At 67.4% G+C, this 19,036-nt stretch carries 22 protein-coding genes; 10 read left to right on the forward strand and 12 right to left on the reverse strand.

Annotation, left to right across the window (positions count from 1 at the left end):
• The 6 genes from LLH23_03950 to LLH23_03975 all read right to left on the reverse strand — a co-directional run.
• On the reverse strand, positions 1 to 1,995 hold a 1,995-nt coding region (locus tag LLH23_03950; protein ID MCE5237626.1), incomplete at its 3' end, for a TIR domain-containing protein.
• 234 nt (positions 1,996 to 2,229) lie between these two features.
• A complete protein-coding gene (locus LLH23_03955; protein ID MCE5237627.1) occupies positions 2,230 to 2,391 on the reverse strand; it encodes a Flp family type IVb pilin in 162 nt (53 codons plus the stop codon).
• 190 nt (positions 2,392 to 2,581) lie between these two features.
• Positions 2,582 to 2,743 (reverse strand): Flp family type IVb pilin, encoded by a 162-nt coding sequence (locus LLH23_03960; protein MCE5237628.1) that lies wholly within the window; start codon positions 2,741 to 2,743, stop codon positions 2,582 to 2,584.
• 189 nt (positions 2,744 to 2,932) lie between these two features.
• The gene (locus LLH23_03965) at positions 2,933 to 3,094 is read right to left on the reverse strand and encodes a Flp family type IVb pilin (protein MCE5237629.1); all 162 of its coding nucleotides are present in this window, start codon (positions 3,092 to 3,094) and stop codon (positions 2,933 to 2,935) included.
• 68 nt (positions 3,095 to 3,162) lie between these two features.
• Complete coding sequence (locus LLH23_03970) at positions 3,163 to 3,324, reverse strand: Flp family type IVb pilin (GenBank protein ID MCE5237630.1); 162 nt, start codon at positions 3,322 to 3,324, stop codon at positions 3,163 to 3,165.
• A gap of 68 nt (positions 3,325 to 3,392) precedes the next feature.
• On the reverse strand, positions 3,393 to 3,554 hold the full coding sequence (locus LLH23_03975) for a Flp family type IVb pilin (protein MCE5237631.1): 162 nt from the start codon (positions 3,552 to 3,554) through the stop codon (positions 3,393 to 3,395).
• A gap of 308 nt (positions 3,555 to 3,862) precedes the next feature.
• On the opposite strand from LLH23_03975, the gene LLH23_03980 reads away from it, so the two are divergent.
• The 6 genes from LLH23_03980 to LLH23_04005 all read left to right on the forward strand — a co-directional run bounded on the left by LLH23_03980 (position 3,863) and on the right by LLH23_04005 (position 8,607).
• Positions 3,863 to 5,122 (forward strand): ABC transporter permease, encoded by a 1,260-nt coding sequence (locus tag LLH23_03980; protein MCE5237632.1) that lies wholly within the window; start codon positions 3,863 to 3,865, stop codon positions 5,120 to 5,122.
• Positions 5,123 to 5,128: 6 nt separating this feature from the next.
• Positions 5,129 to 5,809, forward strand: a complete 681-nt coding sequence (locus LLH23_03985) for an ABC transporter ATP-binding protein (GenBank protein ID MCE5237633.1) — start codon at positions 5,129 to 5,131, stop codon at positions 5,807 to 5,809.
• 93 nt (positions 5,810 to 5,902) lie between these two features.
• Entirely contained in the window at positions 5,903 to 6,151 is a 249-nt protein-coding gene (locus LLH23_03990; GenBank protein ID MCE5237634.1) for a hypothetical protein, read from the forward strand.
• Positions 6,148 to 6,504, forward strand: a complete 357-nt coding sequence (locus LLH23_03995) for a type II toxin-antitoxin system PemK/MazF family toxin (protein MCE5237635.1) — start codon at positions 6,148 to 6,150, stop codon at positions 6,502 to 6,504. Before LLH23_03990 ends, LLH23_03995 begins: the two co-directional genes overlap by 4 nt.
• 69 nt (positions 6,505 to 6,573) lie before the next feature.
• The gene (locus LLH23_04000) at positions 6,574 to 7,575 is read left to right on the forward strand and encodes a succinylglutamate desuccinylase/aspartoacylase family protein (GenBank protein MCE5237636.1); all 1,002 of its coding nucleotides are present in this window, start codon (positions 6,574 to 6,576) and stop codon (positions 7,573 to 7,575) included.
• A gap of 24 nt (positions 7,576 to 7,599) precedes the next feature.
• A complete protein-coding gene (locus LLH23_04005) occupies positions 7,600 to 8,607 on the forward strand; it encodes a succinylglutamate desuccinylase/aspartoacylase family protein (GenBank protein ID MCE5237637.1) in 1,008 nt (335 codons plus the stop codon).
• Here LLH23_04005 and LLH23_04010 read toward each other — a convergent pair.
• Positions 8,604 to 9,344: a tRNA threonylcarbamoyladenosine dehydratase gene (locus LLH23_04010; protein MCE5237638.1), complete on the reverse strand. Its 741-nt coding sequence runs from the start codon at positions 9,342 to 9,344 to the stop codon at positions 8,604 to 8,606. The genes LLH23_04005 and LLH23_04010 overlap by 4 nt on opposite strands.
• A complete protein-coding gene (locus LLH23_04015; protein ID MCE5237639.1) occupies positions 9,341 to 10,159 on the reverse strand; it encodes a TatD family hydrolase in 819 nt (272 codons plus the stop codon). The genes LLH23_04010 and LLH23_04015 overlap by 4 nt, the downstream gene beginning before the upstream one ends.
• A gap of 163 nt (positions 10,160 to 10,322) precedes the next feature.
• On the opposite strand from LLH23_04015, the gene LLH23_04020 reads away from it, so the two are divergent.
• Positions 10,323 to 10,979, forward strand: coding sequence for a response regulator transcription factor (locus tag LLH23_04020; protein ID MCE5237640.1), 657 nt, complete (start codon positions 10,323 to 10,325; stop codon positions 10,977 to 10,979).
• Here LLH23_04020 and LLH23_04025 read toward each other — a convergent pair.
• Positions 10,976 to 12,523 carry an amidohydrolase family protein gene (locus LLH23_04025; protein ID MCE5237641.1) on the reverse strand — a complete coding sequence of 516 codons (1,548 nt, stop codon included), beginning with the start codon at positions 12,521 to 12,523 and terminating at the stop codon, positions 10,976 to 10,978. The two genes, LLH23_04020 and LLH23_04025, sit on opposite strands and share 4 nt — an antisense overlap.
• 134 nt (positions 12,524 to 12,657) lie before the next feature.
• Here LLH23_04025 and LLH23_04030 point away from each other — a divergent pair, with 134 nt between their 5' ends.
• A complete protein-coding gene (locus tag LLH23_04030; GenBank protein MCE5237642.1) occupies positions 12,658 to 13,575 on the forward strand; it encodes an NAD(P)-dependent oxidoreductase in 918 nt (305 codons plus the stop codon).
• A gap of 334 nt (positions 13,576 to 13,909) precedes the next feature.
• The gene (locus LLH23_04035) at positions 13,910 to 15,253 is read left to right on the forward strand and encodes a glutamine synthetase family protein (GenBank protein MCE5237643.1); all 1,344 of its coding nucleotides are present in this window, start codon (positions 13,910 to 13,912) and stop codon (positions 15,251 to 15,253) included.
• An 88-nt stretch (positions 15,254 to 15,341) separates the two neighbouring features.
• Here the strand turns inward: LLH23_04035 and LLH23_04040 are convergent, their stop codons facing one another.
• From LLH23_04040 to LLH23_04050, 3 genes are all read right to left on the reverse strand, one after another.
• Positions 15,342 to 15,992 (reverse strand): DUF1559 domain-containing protein, encoded by a 651-nt coding sequence (locus LLH23_04040; GenBank protein MCE5237644.1) that lies wholly within the window; start codon positions 15,990 to 15,992, stop codon positions 15,342 to 15,344.
• Between the two features lie 178 nt (positions 15,993 to 16,170).
• On the reverse strand, positions 16,171 to 16,956 hold the full coding sequence (locus LLH23_04045) for a carbohydrate-binding family 9-like protein (protein ID MCE5237645.1): 786 nt from the start codon (positions 16,954 to 16,956) through the stop codon (positions 16,171 to 16,173).
• Between the two features lie 57 nt (positions 16,957 to 17,013).
• Complete coding sequence (locus LLH23_04050; protein MCE5237646.1) at positions 17,014 to 17,718, reverse strand: cyclase family protein; 705 nt, start codon at positions 17,716 to 17,718, stop codon at positions 17,014 to 17,016.
• Between LLH23_04050 and LLH23_04055 the strand changes: the two genes are divergently transcribed.
• Positions 17,717 to 18,967, forward strand: a complete 1,251-nt coding sequence (locus LLH23_04055) for a DUF4910 domain-containing protein (protein ID MCE5237647.1) — start codon at positions 17,717 to 17,719, stop codon at positions 18,965 to 18,967. The two genes, LLH23_04050 and LLH23_04055, sit on opposite strands and share 2 nt — an antisense overlap.
• The last annotated feature ends 69 nt before the right edge of the window (positions 18,968 to 19,036 follow it).

A 19,036-nucleotide genomic window follows, 5' to 3' on the forward strand; every position in this document is an offset into this window, starting at 1 on the left:
CTGCCATGCGGCGTTGCCCGGGTCGGCCGCCGCCAGCCGCTGGGCAATCGCTAGGTCGGCTTCATACTCCTCTAGGGCCCCGGACAGGTCCCCCTGCGCCACTCGCACGTCCCCCAGCTTGTTGTGGCTGACGGACAGGTCCCGCTGCCATGCGGCGTTGCCCGCGTCGGCCGCCGCCAGCCGCTCTCGGATGTCGAGGCTGTGCTGGTAGGCCTCCAGGGCCCCGGACAGGTCCCCCTGCGCCACGCGCACGTCCCCGATCCGGTCGTGGCTGACGGACAGGTCGCGCTGCCATGCGGCGTTGCCCGGGTCGGTGGCGGCGAGGCGCTCATACGTGCGTACCGCCTGTTCCCCCGGCTCTCGCGCCGCCGACAACTGGCCGCGCTCCTGGAAGAAGACGGCGATCAGCCCCGGCAGCAGACCCGCCTCGCGCGTCAGGACCTCGTGCTTCTCCGCATGTGCCGAGCACGCCAGAGCATGGGGCAGCAGCGCCTCACACACCTGCCAGTTGCTGTAGTCGGCCTCCGGGAAGGCGCGCTCCACGACCCGCAGCGCCTTCTCGACCCACCCCTGCCTCTCCCCCACCTCCAGCCCATCCTCCTGCACGGCCTGCAGGAGGCGGTGGATGGTCAGCGGGCCGTCCTCGGCCTGCAACTCGATCAGCGAGTAGCGGTGCAACTCCATCAGGGCCTCGTCCACCGCGAGTTCGTCCAGGTCGCCCAGGATATCCCCCGCCAGCCGCAGGACCCGGCGGGGCAGCGGGTCCGGGGCCACGAAGGCCAGGACGCGCAGGATGGACACGGCCTCCGGGCCGAGCTTCTCGATCGACATCTGCCACGTGGTGGCCACGGAGTCCGGGTAGCGTGTGGCGCCGGGCTGACGCCGGGCCAGAAGGCGCTGCCGGTGCTGCGCGTATTGCTCAAGGTAATGCTCAAGAGTCCCGTGCTGCTGGTGGATGTAGGCCGCGGCCTGTTCCAGCGCCAGCGGCAGGTAGCCCAACTCCTTCGCCAGTTCATCCGCCATCGCGCGGTTGGCCTCACTGTCTGCCACGCCGCTGCGACGGATCAGCAGGTCCTGCGCCGGGCCCGACTCCAGCACGTGCACATGCATCGTCTGCACCTCTGCCGACCAGGCGGTGAAGCGGGAGGTGATGATCGTGCGGCACTTGCCGGTCTTGGGCAGCCAGTCCTGGATGCTCTCCTCGTCATGCGCGTTGTCCATGATAAGCAGGCGCCGCGGCCCGCGCGTCAGCTCGTCCAGTGCGCGGCGGGCATTGGCGTCCACGTCGTCCCCCACCGCCACGCCCAGCTTCTCGGCCACGCGGGCGAACTCCAGGGGCAGCAGTTCGGTGTTGGCGGCCGAGACCCACAGGAGGTCGCGGTACAGCCGCCAGAACCGCTCCGCGTACTCCCGGGCCAGGGTCGTCTTCCCGATTCCGCCCTGGCCCTCGACGACGAACGCCGGACTGTGGGTCAGCACCGTCGCGGGGGCCTGGCAGAGCTTCTCATGCAGCTCCGCCAGCAGGGCCTCCCGGCCGACGAAGTAGCGGTTGGCAGCGAAGGGGAGATCGTGGAGGCGCGGGCGTTGCTGGGGCGGGATCTGATCGAGCGCGGCGCGCAGGCGACCGAAGAGCTGCTGCCAGGTCTCGTCCGTAGCCCCGCGCAGGTCCAGGGCCTGCCACTCGCGGATCGGCGCGGGCACGAGCTGATCGGCCCGACCCTCGCCCTCAAAGACGAGCGGGACGACGTACTCGGCGCCGTAGGTCTCGCACTCGGTCCACTGTGACGGCCAGCGCGGAGTGAGGACTGGCAGGATGATGCGGGCGTGCTCGCAGGCCTGCTCGATCAGGTCGTGCCAGAGCGCGACGCGGTCGAGTGCCTCGACATCAAACCAGACGTCGAAGCCGGCGGCGGTCAGGTGGCGGTAGAGGTCCTCGGCGAGTGCACGGTCCTCGGACTTGTAGCTGATGAACAGCGGCGGGTCGGTGGTACCCATGCGGTCCCCCGGCTGAGTGGAGCTGCACCGGGGGTAGTATTCCGTGCGAGGTTGGCGGAGACCTGCCGGGGGACGAGAGGGAGGGGGTCAGGCAGAACCCGAAACGCGCGGAGACCGAGGTCTCTGCGCGCTTTGGGGTGGGGAGGGCCGATGGGTGCCTGGGTTAAGCCCATCGCCCTCCCCTGGCCTGGTTGTGGTGTCTATCCTGCCGATGGCAGGATATCTCGAGTTCGCTTAGCTGGTGGGCAAGCTGGTGGTGGCACTCGAGACGGTGGTGCTGACCCGCTGCCCCAGCGTTGTCCACGCAGTGATGGCGGCAATGGCTACCAGTGCGAGCAACAGGGCGTACTCGACGGTGGTCAGACCTTCCTGGTCCTTCCAGAGCTGCTTGAACATCTGCCTCTCCTCCTCACCGGCGTCGCAGCGCCGGTATGTGGTTTGGTGCGCCCCTGCTACCTCGACTGGCTGTCCGTGGCGTTGGCAGTGCGATTCAGGGCATCGTCCGGACTGTGGTCAGTCTTCGCCGCCTATTCCCCTCGAGGCCGGGGTGCGCGCGCCCCGAGCGGGATGGTCGTCCTGCCCGGCGTTAGCTGGTGGGCAGGTGGGTAGTGGCGCTGGAGACCGTCGTGCTCACCCGGCTCCCCAGAGTGGTCCATGCGGTGATGGCCGCGATGGCCACCAGGGCGAGCAGCAGGGCATACTCCACGGTCGTCAACCCCTCTTCGTCCTTCCAGAGCTTCCACAACATCGCGCTTCCTCCTACTGGGGCTGTGCCGCCAGTGTACTTGGGATGTACCCCTGCTGCCCGGCAACTGTTGGTTCGTCGCACGGCTGCATCTTTGGCTACGTCGCCGCAGGATGTCCAGGCCGGCCTACGGCTGCGTGTGGCGAGAGCCCCCGGGAACATGAGTCTCTCGCCACCGCCGGCAGGTCCGAACTAGCTGGTGGGCAGGTGCGACGTCGCGGACGAGACGGTGGTGCTGGTCCGCTGCCCGAGCGTCGTCCAGGCGGCGATGGCGGCGATGGCCACCAGCGCGAGCAACAGAGCGTACTCTACGGTCGTCAGACCCTCTTCATCTTTCCAGAGCTGCTTGAACATGGACTGCCTCCCTTTGGCGAGCGCTGAGGCTCGTGTCGCGATGTGTACTGCAGATGTGCCCCACGCCCCTAGCTGGTGGGCAGGTGAGACGTCGCAGACGAGACGGTGGTGCTGGTGCGCTGCCCGAGCGTCGTCCAGGCGGCGATGGCGGCGATGGCCACCAGGGCCAGCAACAGCGCGTACTCTACGGTGGTGAGACCCTCTTCGTCCTTCCAGAGCTGCTTGAACATTGACTGCCTCCCGTTGATGAGCGCCTAGGCTCGCGTCGCGGTGTGAACTGTAGGTGTACCCTGCGCCCCTAGCTGGTGGGCAGGTGCGACGTCGCGGACGAGACGGTGGTGCTGGTGCGCTGTCCGAGCGTGGTCCACGCGGCGATGGCGGCGATGGCCACTAGGGCGAGCAACAGCGCGTACTCTACGGTGGTGAGACCCTCTTCGTCCTTCCACAACTGCTTGAACATGACACTCTCTCCCCTGAGATGAGAATGGTGTGGTCGCTGCGGGGGACGCCTACGCGTCCAATCCCGGCTTGCGCCTCTGTCGACTGTTCGGAGTATAGCCAGCACGATTCAAGCAACACCATGGTGTCCCGCAAAGAAATCTCAAGGAGGCGCGTACCTTCCTCACACATATGGCGGCGTCTTGACCGCCCCTCAGCGGGCCTCCAGAGCCCACGTGCACGCCTCTGCGGTCCCTGTCTGGGAACCGCTGGCAGGGCCCGGGTTGTTCAACATGTCGGCACCGGACCGACCGTTTCAGGAGCGGACTCTTGCTGCTTGCGTATGCCTGGAGAGGTTTCACTCGTCGCCGTACGCGCACGACGCTGGCGGTGTTCGGCATCACCCTGGCGATCGGGCTGCTGGTGGCCGTGCTGGCCATCTCGAGTTCAGTCGGCCAGGCGATTGACGACTCGCTGGGGGCGGCCGGCGCCGACATGGTGGTGCAGCGACGAGTCAAGCCCTGCCCCTTCGCGCCGGTCAAGCTCCCCAAGGACCTCGCCGAGATCCCCGCCGACGTCGTCGCCAAGACTCGGGCCATGCCACAGGTCGAAGCGGCCTCGGGAGTGCTGCTCCTGTGGGCGTTCTGGCAGGGGCACCCCACCGTGGTGGCCGGCATAGACCCCACCATGAAGACCATCGGGCCGGTGCGCATCAGCGAGAAGAAGCCAGGCCAGGAAAGCAAGGACAACGAGAAGAGCTGCTGTGCCATCACCAAGGGGCGGTATCTGGTCCGCTACGACGACCGCCACGTCATGCTGACGGCCCAGTACGCCAAGGCCATCGGCAAGACCGTGGGTGACACCATCCATCTGGGCCCCCGGGATGTCTTCAAGATCGTCGGCATTGTGGACCTATCCGGCTCGGCGCGCATCGCCGAGGCGGAGGCCTTCATCCCCCTGAAGACGGCCCAGGCCATGTACGGTAAGGGGCCGGTGGTGGACACGATCTTCGTCGCCCTCCGCGATCAACGCAGCATTGACCTGGTCAGTCAGGTCATCCAGCAGTGGATCGGGGAGGACACGAGCATCACGACCAGCGAGAACGTGGACGCGGCCACGGCCGCCGTCGCAACGTTGACACGCCGCTCCATGCTCATGGTCTCCGCCTTGGTGCTGTTCTTCGCGCTGTTGCTGATCGTCCGGAATGCGCTGTCTTCGGTGGCCGAGCGGCTGTCGGAGGTCGGGCTGATGCGGGCCATCGGCTGGCGCCGTCTGGACGTCGCTCGTCTCTTTGTGGCCGAGGAGTTGTTCGGCGGGGCGATCGGCGGCGTCGCCGGTTGCCTGGTGGGCTGGGGGCTGTCCTACTTGTACGGCTACCTGGCCCAGCCGAAGCTGCCGTCGGCGCTCAGCTCCTTTCCGCCCTGCTCCACCACGGAGCCACCGCTGGCTCTGCCCGTGGACACCGTACCCTCGCCGCTGATCTTCCTGATCGGCTTCGCCGCCGCCATCGTCATCGGCTCCATTGCGGGGCTGGCGGCTTCACACCGCTCCGGGCGGCTTGACCCGGCCGAGGCGTTGCGCAGGCTCTAGACACCCATGACCAACGATTACGTCCAGGCCAACCTGCTCAGCAAGCTCTACGTCGCCGGCACGCGCGAAGTGATGGCGCTGAGTGAGGTCTCCTTCCAGGCGCCCGCCGGCGCTGTGATTGGCTTGTCGGGGCCCTCGGGCTCGGGGAAGTCCACCTTGCTGAACATCCTGGGCGGGCTCGACCGCCCGACCTCCGGCAGTGTCATCGTCAATGACCTACCCCTGGACTGCCTGACCGATGACGGGCTGACGCTCTACCGCCGCAACACCGTCGGGTTCGTGTTCCAAGCCGCGCACCTCATCGCGGCTCTCACCGTCTATGAGAATGTGATGCTGCCACTCATCCCGGTGGCCCTGGCCGAAGCGGAGAAGGAGCGGCGCGTACTGGCGGCACTGGAACAGGCCAACATCGCCCACCGCGCCGATCATCTCCCGGGCGAGTTGTCCGGCGGCGAGCAACAGCGTGCCGCCGTGGCTCGTGCCATAGTCAACGAACCATCCCTGATCTTGGCGGACGAACCGACCGGCGAACTCGACGCCGACAACGCCGCCCGCATCATGGAGATCCTGACCGGTTTCACCGACCAGGGGCGCACGGTCATCATCGCCAGTCACGACGCCGACGTCATCGGCGTGACCGACCGAGTGCTGCGGCTGGAGAACGGCACGCTGGTGGATGAGGCCTGACGCGGACCGCAGGTCACACCCCTACTCGGCTTGCGCGGCAGCTACATATGCTGTACAATCGGTACAGCACGGAATGCTGCAAGGATGATATGCATGGCCACGACGACGGGACGCATGACCATTGGCTTCCGCGAGGAGACGCGACGGCTACTCGAGGGACTGGTGCCGGCCGGAGAGCGCACAGAGTTCGTGGACCAGGCGGTGCGACAAGCGCTGCGCCAGCTCCAGCAGGACCGACTGGAAAGGGACATGGCCGCATGCGCCCGAGAGATGTACGACGAGATCATGCAGATTGAGGCGGACTTCCGTCCCCTCGAAGAGGAGCTGCACCGGGGGGTATGACCGAGACCATGGGCTTCTGTCGCGGCGACATCGTCGTGGTACGTCTCGAACCGGTTGAGGAGTCGGAACAGGGGGGAACTCGTCCCGCTCTCGTCATCAGCAACGATCGCCTCAACCGCACCTTGCCCGTGCTGACCGTCGCCGCGATCACGAGCCGGAAGACCGATCGCGTCTACATGACCGAGGTGCTGATCGAGCCACCTGAGGGTGGTCTCCGCCAGGTCAGCAAGGTACTCCTGCAGCAGATCCGCACGATTGCGCACGCACGAATCCTCGACACGCTGGGCACGGCCAGTACGCACACCATGGAGCACGTTGACGAGGCGCTGCGACTGGCACTTGACCTATCCTGAGACCCCCCCGGGCAGGTTCCTCTCCCCCACTCCCCGAAATGCCTCGCATTCTCCTGTGAGGCTGCCCCCATGTCTGTCTCCTGCGAACTGCTCCATGCTCACGCCCCCATGGCTGACGGCACAGAGGAGCATATCCCCTACTGGCATCTGGACTCGGGCCAGCCGGGGGAGAGCTTCCTGGTGCTTGCCGCCCAGCACGGGATCGAGGTCCAGGGCTGCGAGGTCGTGCGACGCTTCCGCGACCTCTGCCTGACCGAGCTGCGGCGCGGACAGGTCTACTTGGTGCCCTTCGCCTGTCCGCCGGCAGTGCGCGCGCGCCGCTCACACCTGCACCTGCAGCCCGAGCAGCCCGTCGCCGAGAACAAGGCCAACAACATGAACCTGCTGTGGCCGGGCGATCCGCAGGGCAACGAGACTGAGCGGGTAGCCTACGCCCTGCATACCGCGGTGGTGGACCGCTGCACCTGCTGCCTGGACCTCCACTCCTGGTCCCGCTTCACCGCCACGGCCGCGCTGGCCCGTGACGACGTGCCGAGGTCCATCGAGATGGGGCTGGCCAGCGGCTTCCGCTTTCTCGAGCTGCTCGGCAACCCCCGCACCCCGCATGCCGGGATGCTGGAGAACCTCTTCAGCAGCCGCGGGCAGGGGGCGATCAGTGTCGAGTTGACCGGGCAGTGGGTCGTGCGCGAACCCCAGGTGCGCGAGGGCGTCCGCTGCGCCACCAACCTCGCGCGGCTGTGCGGACTCTTTGACGGCGAGCCGGAGCGCCTCGCTGGCCCGGTCGTCCGCTTCCATCAGAACACCTGGCGCGACAGCGTGACCCAGGTTGTGGCCCCCTGCGACGGGCTGTTTGTCGAGGCCGGGCTGCACACCTCGGACCACGTCGAGGCCGGCCAGCGCCTCGGCCACCTGATCCGCGCCGACGACCTGGAGACGGTAGAGATCATCGCGCCGGCGGCGGGCTACCTGTACAGCTACGGCTGCTTCCGCTCGCATTCGGATGTGCAACTGCCGGCGATGCATCCCTATGCGGAGGTGGGTGACGTGCTGGCCGGGATCATGCAGCCATGACCACATGAAGGGGAGACGAGGCCGATGGCACCCACCTGCGAGCTGGGCACTATCACCGCTTCGCGCCGCGACGGCGCGGAGGTCCGCGTGCCGTACTGGCATCTGCAGTCCGGCCAGCCCGGCGAGGTCCTGGCCGTCACCGCCGCCCAGCACGGCAACGAGGTGCAGGGCTGTGAAGTGGTGCGTGCCTTGCGCGAGGTGTGTGAGCGCGACCTCCTGCGCGGCGAGGTCTACCTGATCCCCTTCACCAACCTCCCCGCCGTGCAGCACCGCCGCTCCCACACCACCCTGGAGGGGGAGCAACCGTACGGCGAGGACCTCGGCGAGAACATGAACCGCACGTGGCCCGGCGACCCCGAGGGCAATGACACGGAGCGGCTAAGCCACGCCATCCACCAGGCCGTCATCAGCCGGTGCGATCACGTCCTTGACCTGCATAGCTGGTCGCGCTTCACCGCCACCTGCACGCTGGTGCGAGCCGAGTGCGCCAACGCGATGGCCATGGCCGACGCGGCTCAGATCCGGTTCACCATGAAGCAGGAGCGGCCGCAGCTTCCCGACGGCGCCCCCGCCCCCATCGGCGTCCCCTTCAACAACGACGGACGCGGCGCGCTGTGCATCGAGCTGGCCCCGCAGTGGGTCATCCGTGAGAAGGAGGTGCGGCAGGGCCTGCGCGCCGCCACCAACATCGCGAAGCTGCTGCACCTGATGGACGGGGAGATGGAACGGATTGGGGGACCGTTGGTGATGTTCAGCGCGGCCGACCGGGAAGCCCGGACTTACACCCTCCGCGCCCCCCGCAGCGGCCTCTTTGTCGAAAGCGGGCTGGAGACCTCAGACCGTGTCGAGGCGGGCCAGAAGCTCGGACACCTGATCTGCGATGACGACCTGACGACCGTGGATCTTGTCGCACCCGTGTCGGGCTACCTGTGGCAGTATGGCTGCCACCGCGAGCACTCCGACGTGCGGCTGCCCGCGATGCACCCGTATGCGGATGGGGGGGACATACTGGCGGCGGTGATGACGGTCTAGGGGAGGCCAGCGAGCAAGCGGATCGCCTCATTGGCCAGCGTCAGGCCGAAGATGCCCGTCACCGTCGGCAGGCTCCCCAGCGCGCGGCGACGGCGGCCGCGCTCCAGCTCCCCTGCCGCCAGCTCCTCGGGCGGGAACACCCGCCGCGTGTCCACCGGCTCGTCGCTGTAGACACAGCGCACCGATGGCTCGACCCCGCGCCGGCGCAGGCCCTGGCGCAACTGCCGCGCCAGCGGACACCCGGTCGTCTGCCCCAGCGGCCCCACCCTGATCCGCGTGGTGTCCGCTCGCAGAGCCGCCCCCATCGAGGAGATGAGCGGCACCCCGCGCTCTATCGCGGCGCAGATCAGCTCGAGCTTGGGCGTGTAGGCGTCAATGGCGTCGACGATGACATTCGGCTCGCCCGCGAACACTTCGTCCATCGTCTCGACGTGCACGAAGGTCCGCACCGTGTCCACCTGGCAGTCGGGGTTGATGTCCCGCACGCGCTCCGCGGCGACCTCGATCTTGGGCCGACCCAGGGTGGAGGTCAGGGCATAGAGCTGCCGGTTGATGTTGCTCTCGCGGACGAAGTCGTGGTCCACCAGGCGCAGGTGCCCGATCCCGGCGCGCGCCAGACCCTCCGTGGCGTAGCTGCCCACGGCGCCCAGACCGATGACGGTCACGCGGGCGGCGTGCAACCGCGCCAGGCCCTCCGCCCCGATCATCATCTCCATGCGGCGGAAGCGTTCGCTCATGTCACCGACCCCGTCGGCAGCAGTGGCCCCAACAGCCGCCTGGCATTGCCCCAGGTGATCTCGCGCAGCTCGTCAGCCGGCACCCCGCGCAGTGGCGCGATCCCCTCGAGGATGGCTGGCAGGTTCGCCGGCTCGTTGCACACCTCTCCCCCTTCCGCGACCAGCACATGCGGCCGGTAAGGCTCCGGCGGCAGCAGGGCGGGGGCGTCGGTCTCGACGAGGAGCCGGTCCAGCGGCACGGCCGGCAGTGCTGCCCGCGCCCGCAGCTTCCGCTCGTCGAGCACCCCGCCGCCGAAGGAAAAGAACGCGCCCCTCGCGGCCAGCGGCGGGATCATCTCCGCCGCCCCGCCATAGGCGTGGATGAGCAGCGGCGGGGACGGGCCCTCGCGCTCCAGCACCTCCAGCAGCCACCCCCAGGCCTGCAGACAGTGGACCATCACCGGCCGGTCCAGCTCGCGCGCCAGCCGCAACTGGGCCACGAAGACCTCCTCCTGCGCAGGCAGGTCCGGCTCCTGGACCCAGCGGTCCAGGCCGATCTCACCGACGGCCGCGGGCACGGTCAGCAGGAGTGCCCGGAGCCGCTCCAGCCACCCCGCCACACGCTCGCTCACAAACCACGGGTGTAGACCGAAGCAGGGCACGAGGCCGGCATGGGTCCGGGCCAGGGCGAGCACATCCTCCCAGTCGCCCTCGTGGGTGGCGTTGACAACCTGGCAGCCCACCCCCGCCGCGCGAGCGCGCTGCAGAACCTCCGCCACGTGTGGCGCAAGGACCTCTTCCTGCAGATGGTTGTGGGCGTCAATCAGGTGTGTCATGGCTGCCTGCCGTCGGTCAGCGTCGTTCGTCGCGCCAATCCCTGCCGCCTGCCGCCCGTGAAACATGCCCGACACATTCGCCCCCTATGCTCGGGCCATGGCACGCCGCCCTGCCCACAATCAGGATTTGACGCCGTCGGACTTGGAGGGTATCTTTCCGGGCATGTTACGTCCGCCGTGCCGAGCGCTACTGTATGGGCAGCAGACGGCCGCCGTGCGGGCGGCGTTGGAGCAGGCCGGCTGCGTGGTAGCCGTGGCCGCGGACGAAGCGACGGCAGCCGAACTGAAGGCCACCCAGCGGCCGGAGGTCATCTTCGCCTGCGAACTGCCACCGGGCGCCGCCGGGCGACTGCACCGCCTGCCCCCGCAGCTCGATGCCACCTATTGCCTCCTGCTCGACCGCCGCCTGTTGGGCCAGACACTGATCTCCCCCGAGTACGACGACTTCATCCTGTTGCCTCTGGACACCGCCGAGGTCGAGGCGCGGGTCAGCCTGTGGCGCTGGCGTCGCGAGCAGCTCACCGCCGAGGGGGTGTTGCGGGCCGGAGCCCTGGTCGTGGACCTGGCGAACTACCGGGTGACGATGGAGGGGGCGCCGGTCACGCTGACCTATAAGGAATATGAACTGCTCTGCCTGCTCCTGCGGCGGCGGGGGCAAGTCCTCACACGCGACCAGGTCCTCGACCTCGTCTGGGGGCCCGACTACTACGGCGGCAGCCGCACCGTGGATGTGCACGTGCGACGCCTGCGGACCAAGCTGCCGGAAGTGGCCGACCTGATCGCGACCGTACACGGCGTGGGGTACCGGTTCGACGGCTAGAACCCAAACAGCCGCTGCGCGTTGTCGTGCAGGATCAGCCGCTTCTGCCTCTCCCCTATCTCTGCCCCCGTCACCAGCCCCAGCGTGTAGCCCGGGTCCAGCAGTGTCAGGTCCGTGCCGAACAGGATCCGCTCGGCGCCGACGACGCTGACCGACTGCTCCAGCTTCCCCCATGGCGACAGGCCCGAGCACAGCTCCAGGTACAGGTTCGGCCGATCCGCCGCCACCGTCAGCGCCGTCTCCCAGGTGTCCCCACCCATGTGGCCCATGATGAGCGCCAGGTCCGGGAAGAGGTCCGCGGCCCGGCCCATGGCCAGACACATCTCATCAAACCAGGTGTGCACCAGCAGGGGCTTGCCGAGCTCCACCAGGGCCGCTAGCAGCGGCCGCGCCTCGGGACAGTCGGCCTGGTAGCCACAGTGCTTCGGGTGCAACTTTGCCCCGACGAAGTTGGGCAAGGCGAGCAGCTCCCGCACTTGCGCCAGCGACTGCTCTGCGTAGCCCGGGTGGATCACGACGTACCCGTGCAGCTCCGGGTGCCCCTCGATGACCTCGCGCACCCGCTCGTTGCCCTCGTGCACGTCATAGCCGATGGCGCACGTAGACGACAGGCAGCAGTGTTCGATGCGGAAGCGGCGACAAGTGTCCAGCAGGTCCTCGATGGGGGTGTACGGGTTGGGCAGGCCGACCCAGGGGCCGTAGTGGGCATGGACGTCTATGAGAGGCCGGGAGGCGGGAATCGGGAATCGGGAAGCGGGAGTCGAGGTCGCCGCTGCCGTTGGGAGGGGCCGGCTACCAGCCGGCCCGCTGTCGCTGCCGCCGGGCGCCTCCCCGATGAGCGAGAGCACATTCCCCGCCAGCACCTGCGCCCGCTCCTCCTCCGTCAGCCGCGCATGACGCACCATCTCCAGGCATGGCCCAGGCATGTCGAACGGCGCGCGCGTCCCGAACAGGACATGCTCGAGACCGACCTCGTTGCGGATGATCTCGATCTCGTTGAGCAGGAAGAGCTGCCAGGTATCCGTATAGGTCTGCGGGTGCAACTCGCACGCCGCCAGGAACTCGCTCAGCCCGTACGAGACGGCGCTGAAGATGAGCGGCACCCCCGTGCCCTGGAAGAGGTCCACCAGCGGCGGAATGACCGAGCCCGCGTCAAACCCGTTGTCGAAGAACAGGGGCAAGCCGCAGCCTGCCAGGTCGTCCACCAGCCGCCGGAAGCTCAGCGACGTCACCGACCAAAGCTGCGTGCGGGGGAAGAGGCGCACCATGCGGAAGCCGCGCTCGCGCAGTGACGCGATCTCCTCGCGGCAGGCGAACCAGTCGCCGGGGCGGATGGTCGCCACCGGGAGCAGCTCGGGGTACGCGGCGCAGACCCGCAGCGTCTCCTCGTTGCCCTCGGGGAAGCTGTCCCACACCCCACGCCCCGAACACGTCAGCGCCCGGTCCACGCCGTTGGTGTGCAGGATGTGCAGGAGCCGGTCCAGGGACCGGTCCTGGGTGTCCTTCTGCCAGTAGCCGAAGAGGGTGTTGCAGTCGAGAAGCATCTTTGCCTCCCCGCTCACGCCCCGCAGTGAGGGCGAGTGTACCCCGTAAGGGGACAATCTCCTACCTTCCCCACACAAGGTATCCGGCCCTGCGCCGCCCAATTGACAGGTAGCTTCCCAAGGAGTGATCCGTCATGCAACTCGGCTTTGTCGGCATGGGCATCATGGGCTCGGCCATGGCCCAGAACCTGCTCAAGGCGGGCCATCCGGTGATGGTGTGGAACCGCACCCGCGAGAAGACCGCCCCGGCGATGGCGGCGGGGGCGACAGTGGCCGACTCTCTCCCCCACCTCGCCCGCGCGTGTGACCTGATCTTCGTCTGCGTGGCGGATACGCCCGACGTGGAGGCGGTGCTGTTTGGTGCGGAGGGGCTGGCGGAGGGACTGGCCAACGGCGTCCCACCCCCTGCCCCCTCCCTGCAGGGAGGGGGAACGGCTCGCAAGACGGTCGTGGACCATAGCACCATCTCGCCCGAAGCGACCGTGGACTTTGCCCGGCGCATCAACGCCCTGGGCTGCGATTATCTCGACGCCCCCGTGTCCGGCGGCCAGGGCGGGGCCGTCGCAGGCACGCTGGCCATCATGGTCGGCGGCAACGAGGCGGTGTGCGAGCAGGTCCGCCCCTACTTCGAGGCGATGGGGCAGAACATCGTTTACTGCGGACCACAGGGCAACGGCCAACGGGTCAAGGCCGTCAACCAGGTGATCTGCGCCCTCAACATCCTGGCCTGCAGCGAGGGGATGCTGTTCGCGCGGCAGATGGGCTTGGACCTGGAGACGGTCCACAAGGTGGTCTCCAGCGGGGCGGCGGGGAGCTGGATGGTATCGAACCTGGCCCCCAAGATGATCGCTGGCGACTTCGCCCCGGGCTTCATGATCCGCCTGCAGGCCAAGGACCTCAACATCGCCTCCGGCAGCATGGCCGCCCTGCCGGCGGACTATGCCGGCACGCGCCTGACCGCCGAGCTGTTCAACGCAGCCGTGCGCGCGGGGCTGGGCGAGCAGGGCACGCAGGGCCTGGTGAACCTGCTGGGTTGGGGGGCAGACGACTGACTGCCCGGCGGGGCACGAGGGAACCCGGCGCTACCGGATTTGTTTGCCCTAGAGAAGGTCCCGGGCGGGCACGCGGCGAAGGGCCCCTGGCCCAAGTCAACCGCACCACGAACCGCACGCTTGCCTGGAAGCGCTTCCCGCAGTCACTGCCCGATTTGGGCGCCTCTCCCCTGAGACGGGCCGGCCTCTGGCCGGCCCGTCGCCTTTTCTCCTGACATTTCCAGCAGCGAAACATCCCCGAAACAACTGGCCCCTATGCTGGCGACGTGGCCGGGAAACGCCCGGCCATCATCACTGCCGGCGCGACGCCCGGCGCCTTCTGAGGAGGACATCCATGGAACCCGGTAGCCCCGAGGCCCGCCAGTTCGTGCTGGAGCAGGCCAAGGCCAACAACGTGCGCTTCATCAAGCTGTGGTTCACCGACATCCTGGGGTATCTGAAGAGCTTTTCGATCACGATGGAGGAGTTGGAGGCCTCGATGATCGAGGGGCGTGGCTTTGACGGCTCCTCGATTGACGGCTTCGTCCGCATTGACGAGAGCGACATGATCGCCATGCCGGACCCGGCGACCTTCGTCGTGCTCCCCTGGCGCAGCACCGACGCGAACGGCGGGGTCGGCCGCATGTACTGCGACATTTACCAGCCGAACGGCGAGCCCTTCCATAGCGACCCGCGCTATGTGCTCAAGCGCCAACTGGAGCGGGCTGCCAGCCACGGCTTCACCTTCTATGTCGGGCCGGAACTCGAGTACTTCTACTTCCCCAACGCCCGGACCCCCGAAGCCCTCGACACCGGCGGCTACTTCGACATGACGGCCAATGACTCAGCCATGGACCTGCGCCGCGACACCATCGTGGCCCTGGAAGCCATGGGTGTGGGCGTGGAGTACAGCCACCACGAGGTGGCCCCCAGCCAGCACGAGATTGACCTGCGCTACACCGACGGGCTGAGCATGGCCGACGCCTGCATGACCTACCGCATCACGGTCAAGGAGGTCGCCCTGCGCCACGGCCTGTACGCGACCTTCATGCCCAAGCCAATCTTCGGGGAGAACGGCAGCGGCATGCACACCCACCAGTCGCTGTTCCGCGGGGACACCAACGCCTTCTTCGACGCCAACGACCCACGGTTCCTATCCAAGGAGTGCTACGCCTATATCGCCGGTCTGCTCAAGCACGGGGCGGAGATCACGCTGGTCACGAACCAGTGGATCAACTCCTACAAGCGCCTGGTGCCCGGCTACGAGGCCCCGGTCTACCTGTCGTGGGCGCTGCGCAACCGCTCGGACCTGATCCGCGTGCCTCAGTACGCACCCGGCAAGGAGAAGGCCACGCGCATCGAGTACCGTGCTCCCGATCCGGCGTGCAATCCGTACCTGGCCTTCGCCGCCATGCTGGCCGCCGGCCTGGAGGGCATCGAGCAGGGCTACACCTGCCCCGAGCCGACCGAGAGCAACGTGTACAAGATGCTCGAGCAGGAGCGCAAGCGGCGCAAGATCGGGACCCTGCCCCCCGACCTGCTGTCGGCCATCGAGATCGCCGAGGGGAGCAAGGTGCTCAAGAAGGCCCTCGGCGAAGAGATGCACAGCAAGCTGATCGAGAACAAGAAGGTGGAGTGGGATCAGTACCGCATGCAGGTGACGGACTACGAGATCAAGCGCTATCTGCCGGTGCTGTAGCTCGGCGGCGGCAACAGGACGCGCAGAGCATGAAGTGGGACAGGCAGCGATGCCTGTCCCACTTGCTCTTCCGGGTTCGGGGCGGGGACTACCAGCCCGGCGGGTAGGCGGTGGCGTTCTTCCAGGGCAGATAGGTGCCGCCGTACACGATCGCCTTGGGCGCATGGATCCGCTGCGACTTGGTCCACTTGGTGTGGCCGTCGCAGTACGCGACATTGATGCCATCATTGTGGGTGTACAGCACCCCGCAGTCGCAGCCGGCGTAGTCGGTCACAGGCCGCCAGAAGCTGGAGCCGGCCGACTCGCCGAGCATCGCCATCTCTGCGGGGACGATGATGGTGCCCAGAGCTGCGCCACCGGTGAGGCCGCAACTGACATTGTACGAGCTCCCGGGGACTTGCGCTGCCATGGAGGCGGCGACATTGCCGCAGTAGGTCCGCGGGCTCATGCTCGGGCACTGGTAGACTTGCGTGTTCTTGACGTAGGGCAGCACATGCTGGATCGGCAGGCCGCCCCACCGGGAGGCGGCGGTGCAGTTGGCGCCACGGACGGGCAGCCGCTCATCATAGTCCTGGGCATACTGCATCATGGCCAGGCCAAGCTGCTTCATGTTGCTCAGACATGACGTCTGACGCGCCTTCTCGCGCGCCTTGGCGAAAACGGGGAACAGGATCGCCGCCAGGATGGCGATGATGGCAATGACCACAAGCAATTCAATCAAGGTGAAGCCTCGTCTCATCATCAGCACCACTCTCCTTCACATATGTAGTTCTTCCCCATATCTTCCGCCGCCCTTCCCATGTTCTCCTGCTCATGGCAGGGGTCTGGTGCTGGCCCGAACAAGAGGAACCGGGACAGGCGAGTGCTTGTCTGTCCCGGCCCCGGCGTCACCATGGCCCCGGCCCGACGCGGGGCGCCTACCTGAACACCATATAGGGGTAGTACTCAAACAGATGGTAGTTCTGCCACGGTAACGGCGCCGCGGCGGAGAGCTCGCTGCCGTCCTCCAGGTGCACCGAGTAGTCATACCGCGAGACCAGGAAGCGCCAGGTGTCCCCCACCTGCGGCTTGCCGCCCCACCTGTCGAAGGCCGACCACGGCAGGCGCATCTCCGCGATCCACTTGTTGTCCCGGTCCGACCAGTCGTCGAACGTCCCGACCACCGTAACCTTGGCCTCCATGCCCGACTCGTACTTCATCCAGCGCTTGTCGCCGCCGGAGCCGCGGCGAGCATAGAAGTAGTCGCGGGTGCAGCTGCTGGGCACCACGTGGAACTCCCAGTACCACGGCTGCTCATCGCTGGGCTTGACGAACAGCTCAATGATGTCATCGGGGCCAAAGGGGTTGTCATGGCCGGCCGGGGTGGCGCAGTAGATGTCGCGATCCTCAAGTTCTGCGCCCAGGTACAGGTACTTGTCGTCCCACATCAGGCGCGCATGACTCTGCGAGCGGGCCCGCCGGGCAGTGATCATCCTGAACTCGATCCAGTTCATCCTCGGCGGGACGACGAAGTGCTCGATCTCCTGCGCCCGTGCCCAGGCGGGGTCATCGAGGCTGCCGTCAATGACAATCGGCTTGTCCGCCCGCACGCACTGGTACGCCGCGCTCTTCCCGAGCGAAAAGGGCTCGCCCCAGGGCGGGGGTGCCTGGGCCACGGCCAGCGCGCATGAGCCGAGAGTGAGAACCAGCAGCAAGGGTTTCATGCCGGACCTCCAAAGCGGCGGTATTGTGGCAGCGGCCCCGCGGCCGCGTCGGTCATGTCAGCTCAGATCCCCCTCCACCAGCACCGCCCGCACCGGCGAGCCCTCCGCGCCCTTGATGCGCAGCGGCAGGCAGACCAGTGTGTAGCGGCCCGGGCGCACCTCTGCCAGGTCGATGGTCTCAAGCGCCAGCACCCCGGCTCCCAGCAGCAGACGATGGGCCGGCGTCTCACCGTCGTCGTACCGGTCCACGCTGATGTAGTCCAGCCCCACGAGCCGGAGTTGCCGGTCCACACACCAGTGCGCGGCATCGGCGGCCACGTAGACATAACGGTCGCTGAACTCGCCGCTGACGACGCGGCCGCTGTGGGAGTTGCCCGTGCGGAAGAGGATGGCCTCACCAGGGCTGGTCTCGACGTCTTGCAGGTCCTCGGCGGTCACGGCCTCGGGGTTCAGAATCTCCACTACCTGGGCCGGCATGACGAAATCCGCCGGTGTGTAGTCATCCAGGTGCTTACCGCCTGCGATGAAATGGGCCGGGGCGTCCAGGTGTGTGCCTGAGTGGGCGCTGAGGCTGAGGTTGGACTCCTCCGTCACCTTGATCCCGGGGATCGGCCCGGTTGACTCGCGCACGAACGAGCGGTCGCCCGGGTAGGTGATGTTTTGCTCGCCCAGAATGATCGAGATGTCGTGGATGACCATGGTAGGGAAGTAATTGGGCCAGGATTGGCGAAACTCCTGCAAACACCCCCCGGAGCTGCCCATGCCCGATCTGATGCTGCGGATCATCAACGACCTGTGGTTCGCCGCCCGTCACATCGTCAGCGACGAGTACGACGCGGCCCTAACCCGCCTCGGGGAGTTCCTGCCCCTGACCATCCACGAGGTGCCCTCCGGCACGCCATGCTGGACGTGGCGCATCCCCAACAAGTGGGGGGTCAAGGAGGCCTGGATCGAGGCCGACGGCCGGCGGTTGGTGGACGTGGCTGACCACCCGCTGCACATCGTCTACGGCTCCCTCCCCCTCGATGAGGTGGTCTCCCGCGAGGAGCTGATGCGGCATTTGCGCTGGAAGGACGACCGCCCCGGCGCGATCCCCTTCGAGTTCAAGTACTACGAGCGCGACTGGGGCTTCTGCCTCCCCCGTGACTGGCTGGACCGCTTCACCGCCGAGCAGTACCGGGTGAAGATTGACATCGTGGATGAGCCGGGGGCGCTGAAGATCGGCGAGCACTTCATCCCCGGCCAGACCGACCGCTGCGTGGTCATCGTCTCCCACTTCTGCCACCCGGCGATGGTCAATGACGACCTGGCCGGCGTAGCCGTCAGCGTGGATGTCGCCCGGCGCCTGCGCGACCCGTACTACTCCTACCGCTTCCTCTACCTGCCCGAGACCATCGGCTCGGTGGCATACCTGTCCCAGCATGAGGACCTGATCCCCGACATGGCCGCCGGGATCTTCCTGGAGATGCTGGCCACCTCCGGCCCACTCGTGTTGCAGCACTCGTACGAGCACGAGGCGCGGATTGACCACATGGCCTCGTACGTACTCGCCCGGCACCAGCCGGGGCTGCAGGAGGGCAAGTTCCGCACCATCATCGGCAACGACGAGATGGTCTTCGACGGCCCCGGTGTGCGCGTCCCGATGATCAGCCTCTCCCGCTGGCCCTACCCCGAGTACCACACCAGCGACGACAACCCGAGCGTCATTGTGCCCGGCAACCTCGTCCACGCGCGCGAAGCCGTCCTGGACCTGATCCGTCACCTGGAGGCCGACTATGTGCCGGTGCGCAACTTCCGCGGGCCGCTGTTCCTGTCGGGCCACGGACTGTGGGTGGACTGGCGCGTGAACCTCAAGCTCAACCGGGCCCTGGAGTGGGTCATCAACAACATTGAGGGCGACTACAGCATCTCGGAACTGGCGGCGCAGGCGGGGGTGGACTTCTGGGAGCTGAAGGAATGGCTTGACCGGGCGCTGGGGCATGGGGTAATAGGGAACCGTCCGGCATTGTAGAGCGACGGCCATAGCCTGGAATCAGGGCGGGGTGTCCGTCGAAGCGACAGCGGAGGCGGACGGGGACCC

This window comes from bacterium (genome assembly GCA_021372615.1).
Taxonomy (GTDB): domain Bacteria; phylum Armatimonadota; class Zipacnadia; order Zipacnadales; family UBA11051; genus JAJFUB01.

Bases quoted from the DNA above. Each gene is read 5' to 3' on its own strand.
- LLH23_04005 (MCE5237637.1), top strand. From the start codon at position 7,600: ATGGCACCCACCTGCGAGCTGGGCACTATCACCGCTTCGCGCCGCGAC.
- LLH23_04015 (MCE5237639.1), bottom strand. From the start codon at position 10,159: ATGACACACCTGATTGACGCCCACAACCATCTGCAGGAAGAGGTCCTT.
- LLH23_03955 (MCE5237627.1), bottom strand. From the start codon at position 2,391: ATGTTCAAGCAGCTCTGGAAGGACCAGGAAGGTCTGACCACCGTCGAG.
- LLH23_04025 (MCE5237641.1), bottom strand. From the start codon at position 12,523: ATGCTTCTCGACTGCAACACCCTCTTCGGCTACTGGCAGAAGGACACC.
- LLH23_04055 (MCE5237647.1), top strand. From the start codon at position 17,717: ATGCCCGATCTGATGCTGCGGATCATCAACGACCTGTGGTTCGCCGCC.
- LLH23_04000 (MCE5237636.1), top strand. From the start codon at position 6,574: ATGTCTGTCTCCTGCGAACTGCTCCATGCTCACGCCCCCATGGCTGAC.
- LLH23_04045 (MCE5237645.1), bottom strand. From the start codon at position 16,956: ATGAAACCCTTGCTGCTGGTTCTCACTCTCGGCTCATGCGCGCTGGCC.
- LLH23_04020 (MCE5237640.1), top strand. From the start codon at position 10,323: ATGTTACGTCCGCCGTGCCGAGCGCTACTGTATGGGCAGCAGACGGCC.
- LLH23_04050 (MCE5237646.1), bottom strand. From the start codon at position 17,718: ATGGGCAGCTCCGGGGGGTGTTTGCAGGAGTTTCGCCAATCCTGGCCC.
- LLH23_03965 (MCE5237629.1), bottom strand. From the start codon at position 3,094: ATGTTCAAGCAGCTCTGGAAAGATGAAGAGGGTCTGACGACCGTAGAG.
- LLH23_03970 (MCE5237630.1), bottom strand. From the start codon at position 3,324: ATGTTCAAGCAGCTCTGGAAGGACGAAGAGGGTCTCACCACCGTAGAG.
- LLH23_03960 (MCE5237628.1), bottom strand. From the start codon at position 2,743: ATGTTGTGGAAGCTCTGGAAGGACGAAGAGGGGTTGACGACCGTGGAG.
- LLH23_04035 (MCE5237643.1), top strand. From the start codon at position 13,910: ATGGAACCCGGTAGCCCCGAGGCCCGCCAGTTCGTGCTGGAGCAGGCC.
- LLH23_04030 (MCE5237642.1), top strand. From the start codon at position 12,658: ATGCAACTCGGCTTTGTCGGCATGGGCATCATGGGCTCGGCCATGGCC.
- LLH23_04010 (MCE5237638.1), bottom strand. From the start codon at position 9,344: ATGAGCGAACGCTTCCGCCGCATGGAGATGATGATCGGGGCGGAGGGC.
- LLH23_04040 (MCE5237644.1), bottom strand. From the start codon at position 15,992: ATGAGACGAGGCTTCACCTTGATTGAATTGCTTGTGGTCATTGCCATC.
- LLH23_03995 (MCE5237635.1), top strand. From the start codon at position 6,148: ATGACCGAGACCATGGGCTTCTGTCGCGGCGACATCGTCGTGGTACGT.
- LLH23_03985 (MCE5237633.1), top strand. From the start codon at position 5,129: ATGACCAACGATTACGTCCAGGCCAACCTGCTCAGCAAGCTCTACGTC.
- LLH23_03990 (MCE5237634.1), top strand. From the start codon at position 5,903: ATGGCCACGACGACGGGACGCATGACCATTGGCTTCCGCGAGGAGACG.
- LLH23_03975 (MCE5237631.1), bottom strand. From the start codon at position 3,554: ATGTTCAAGCAGTTGTGGAAGGACGAAGAGGGTCTCACCACCGTAGAG.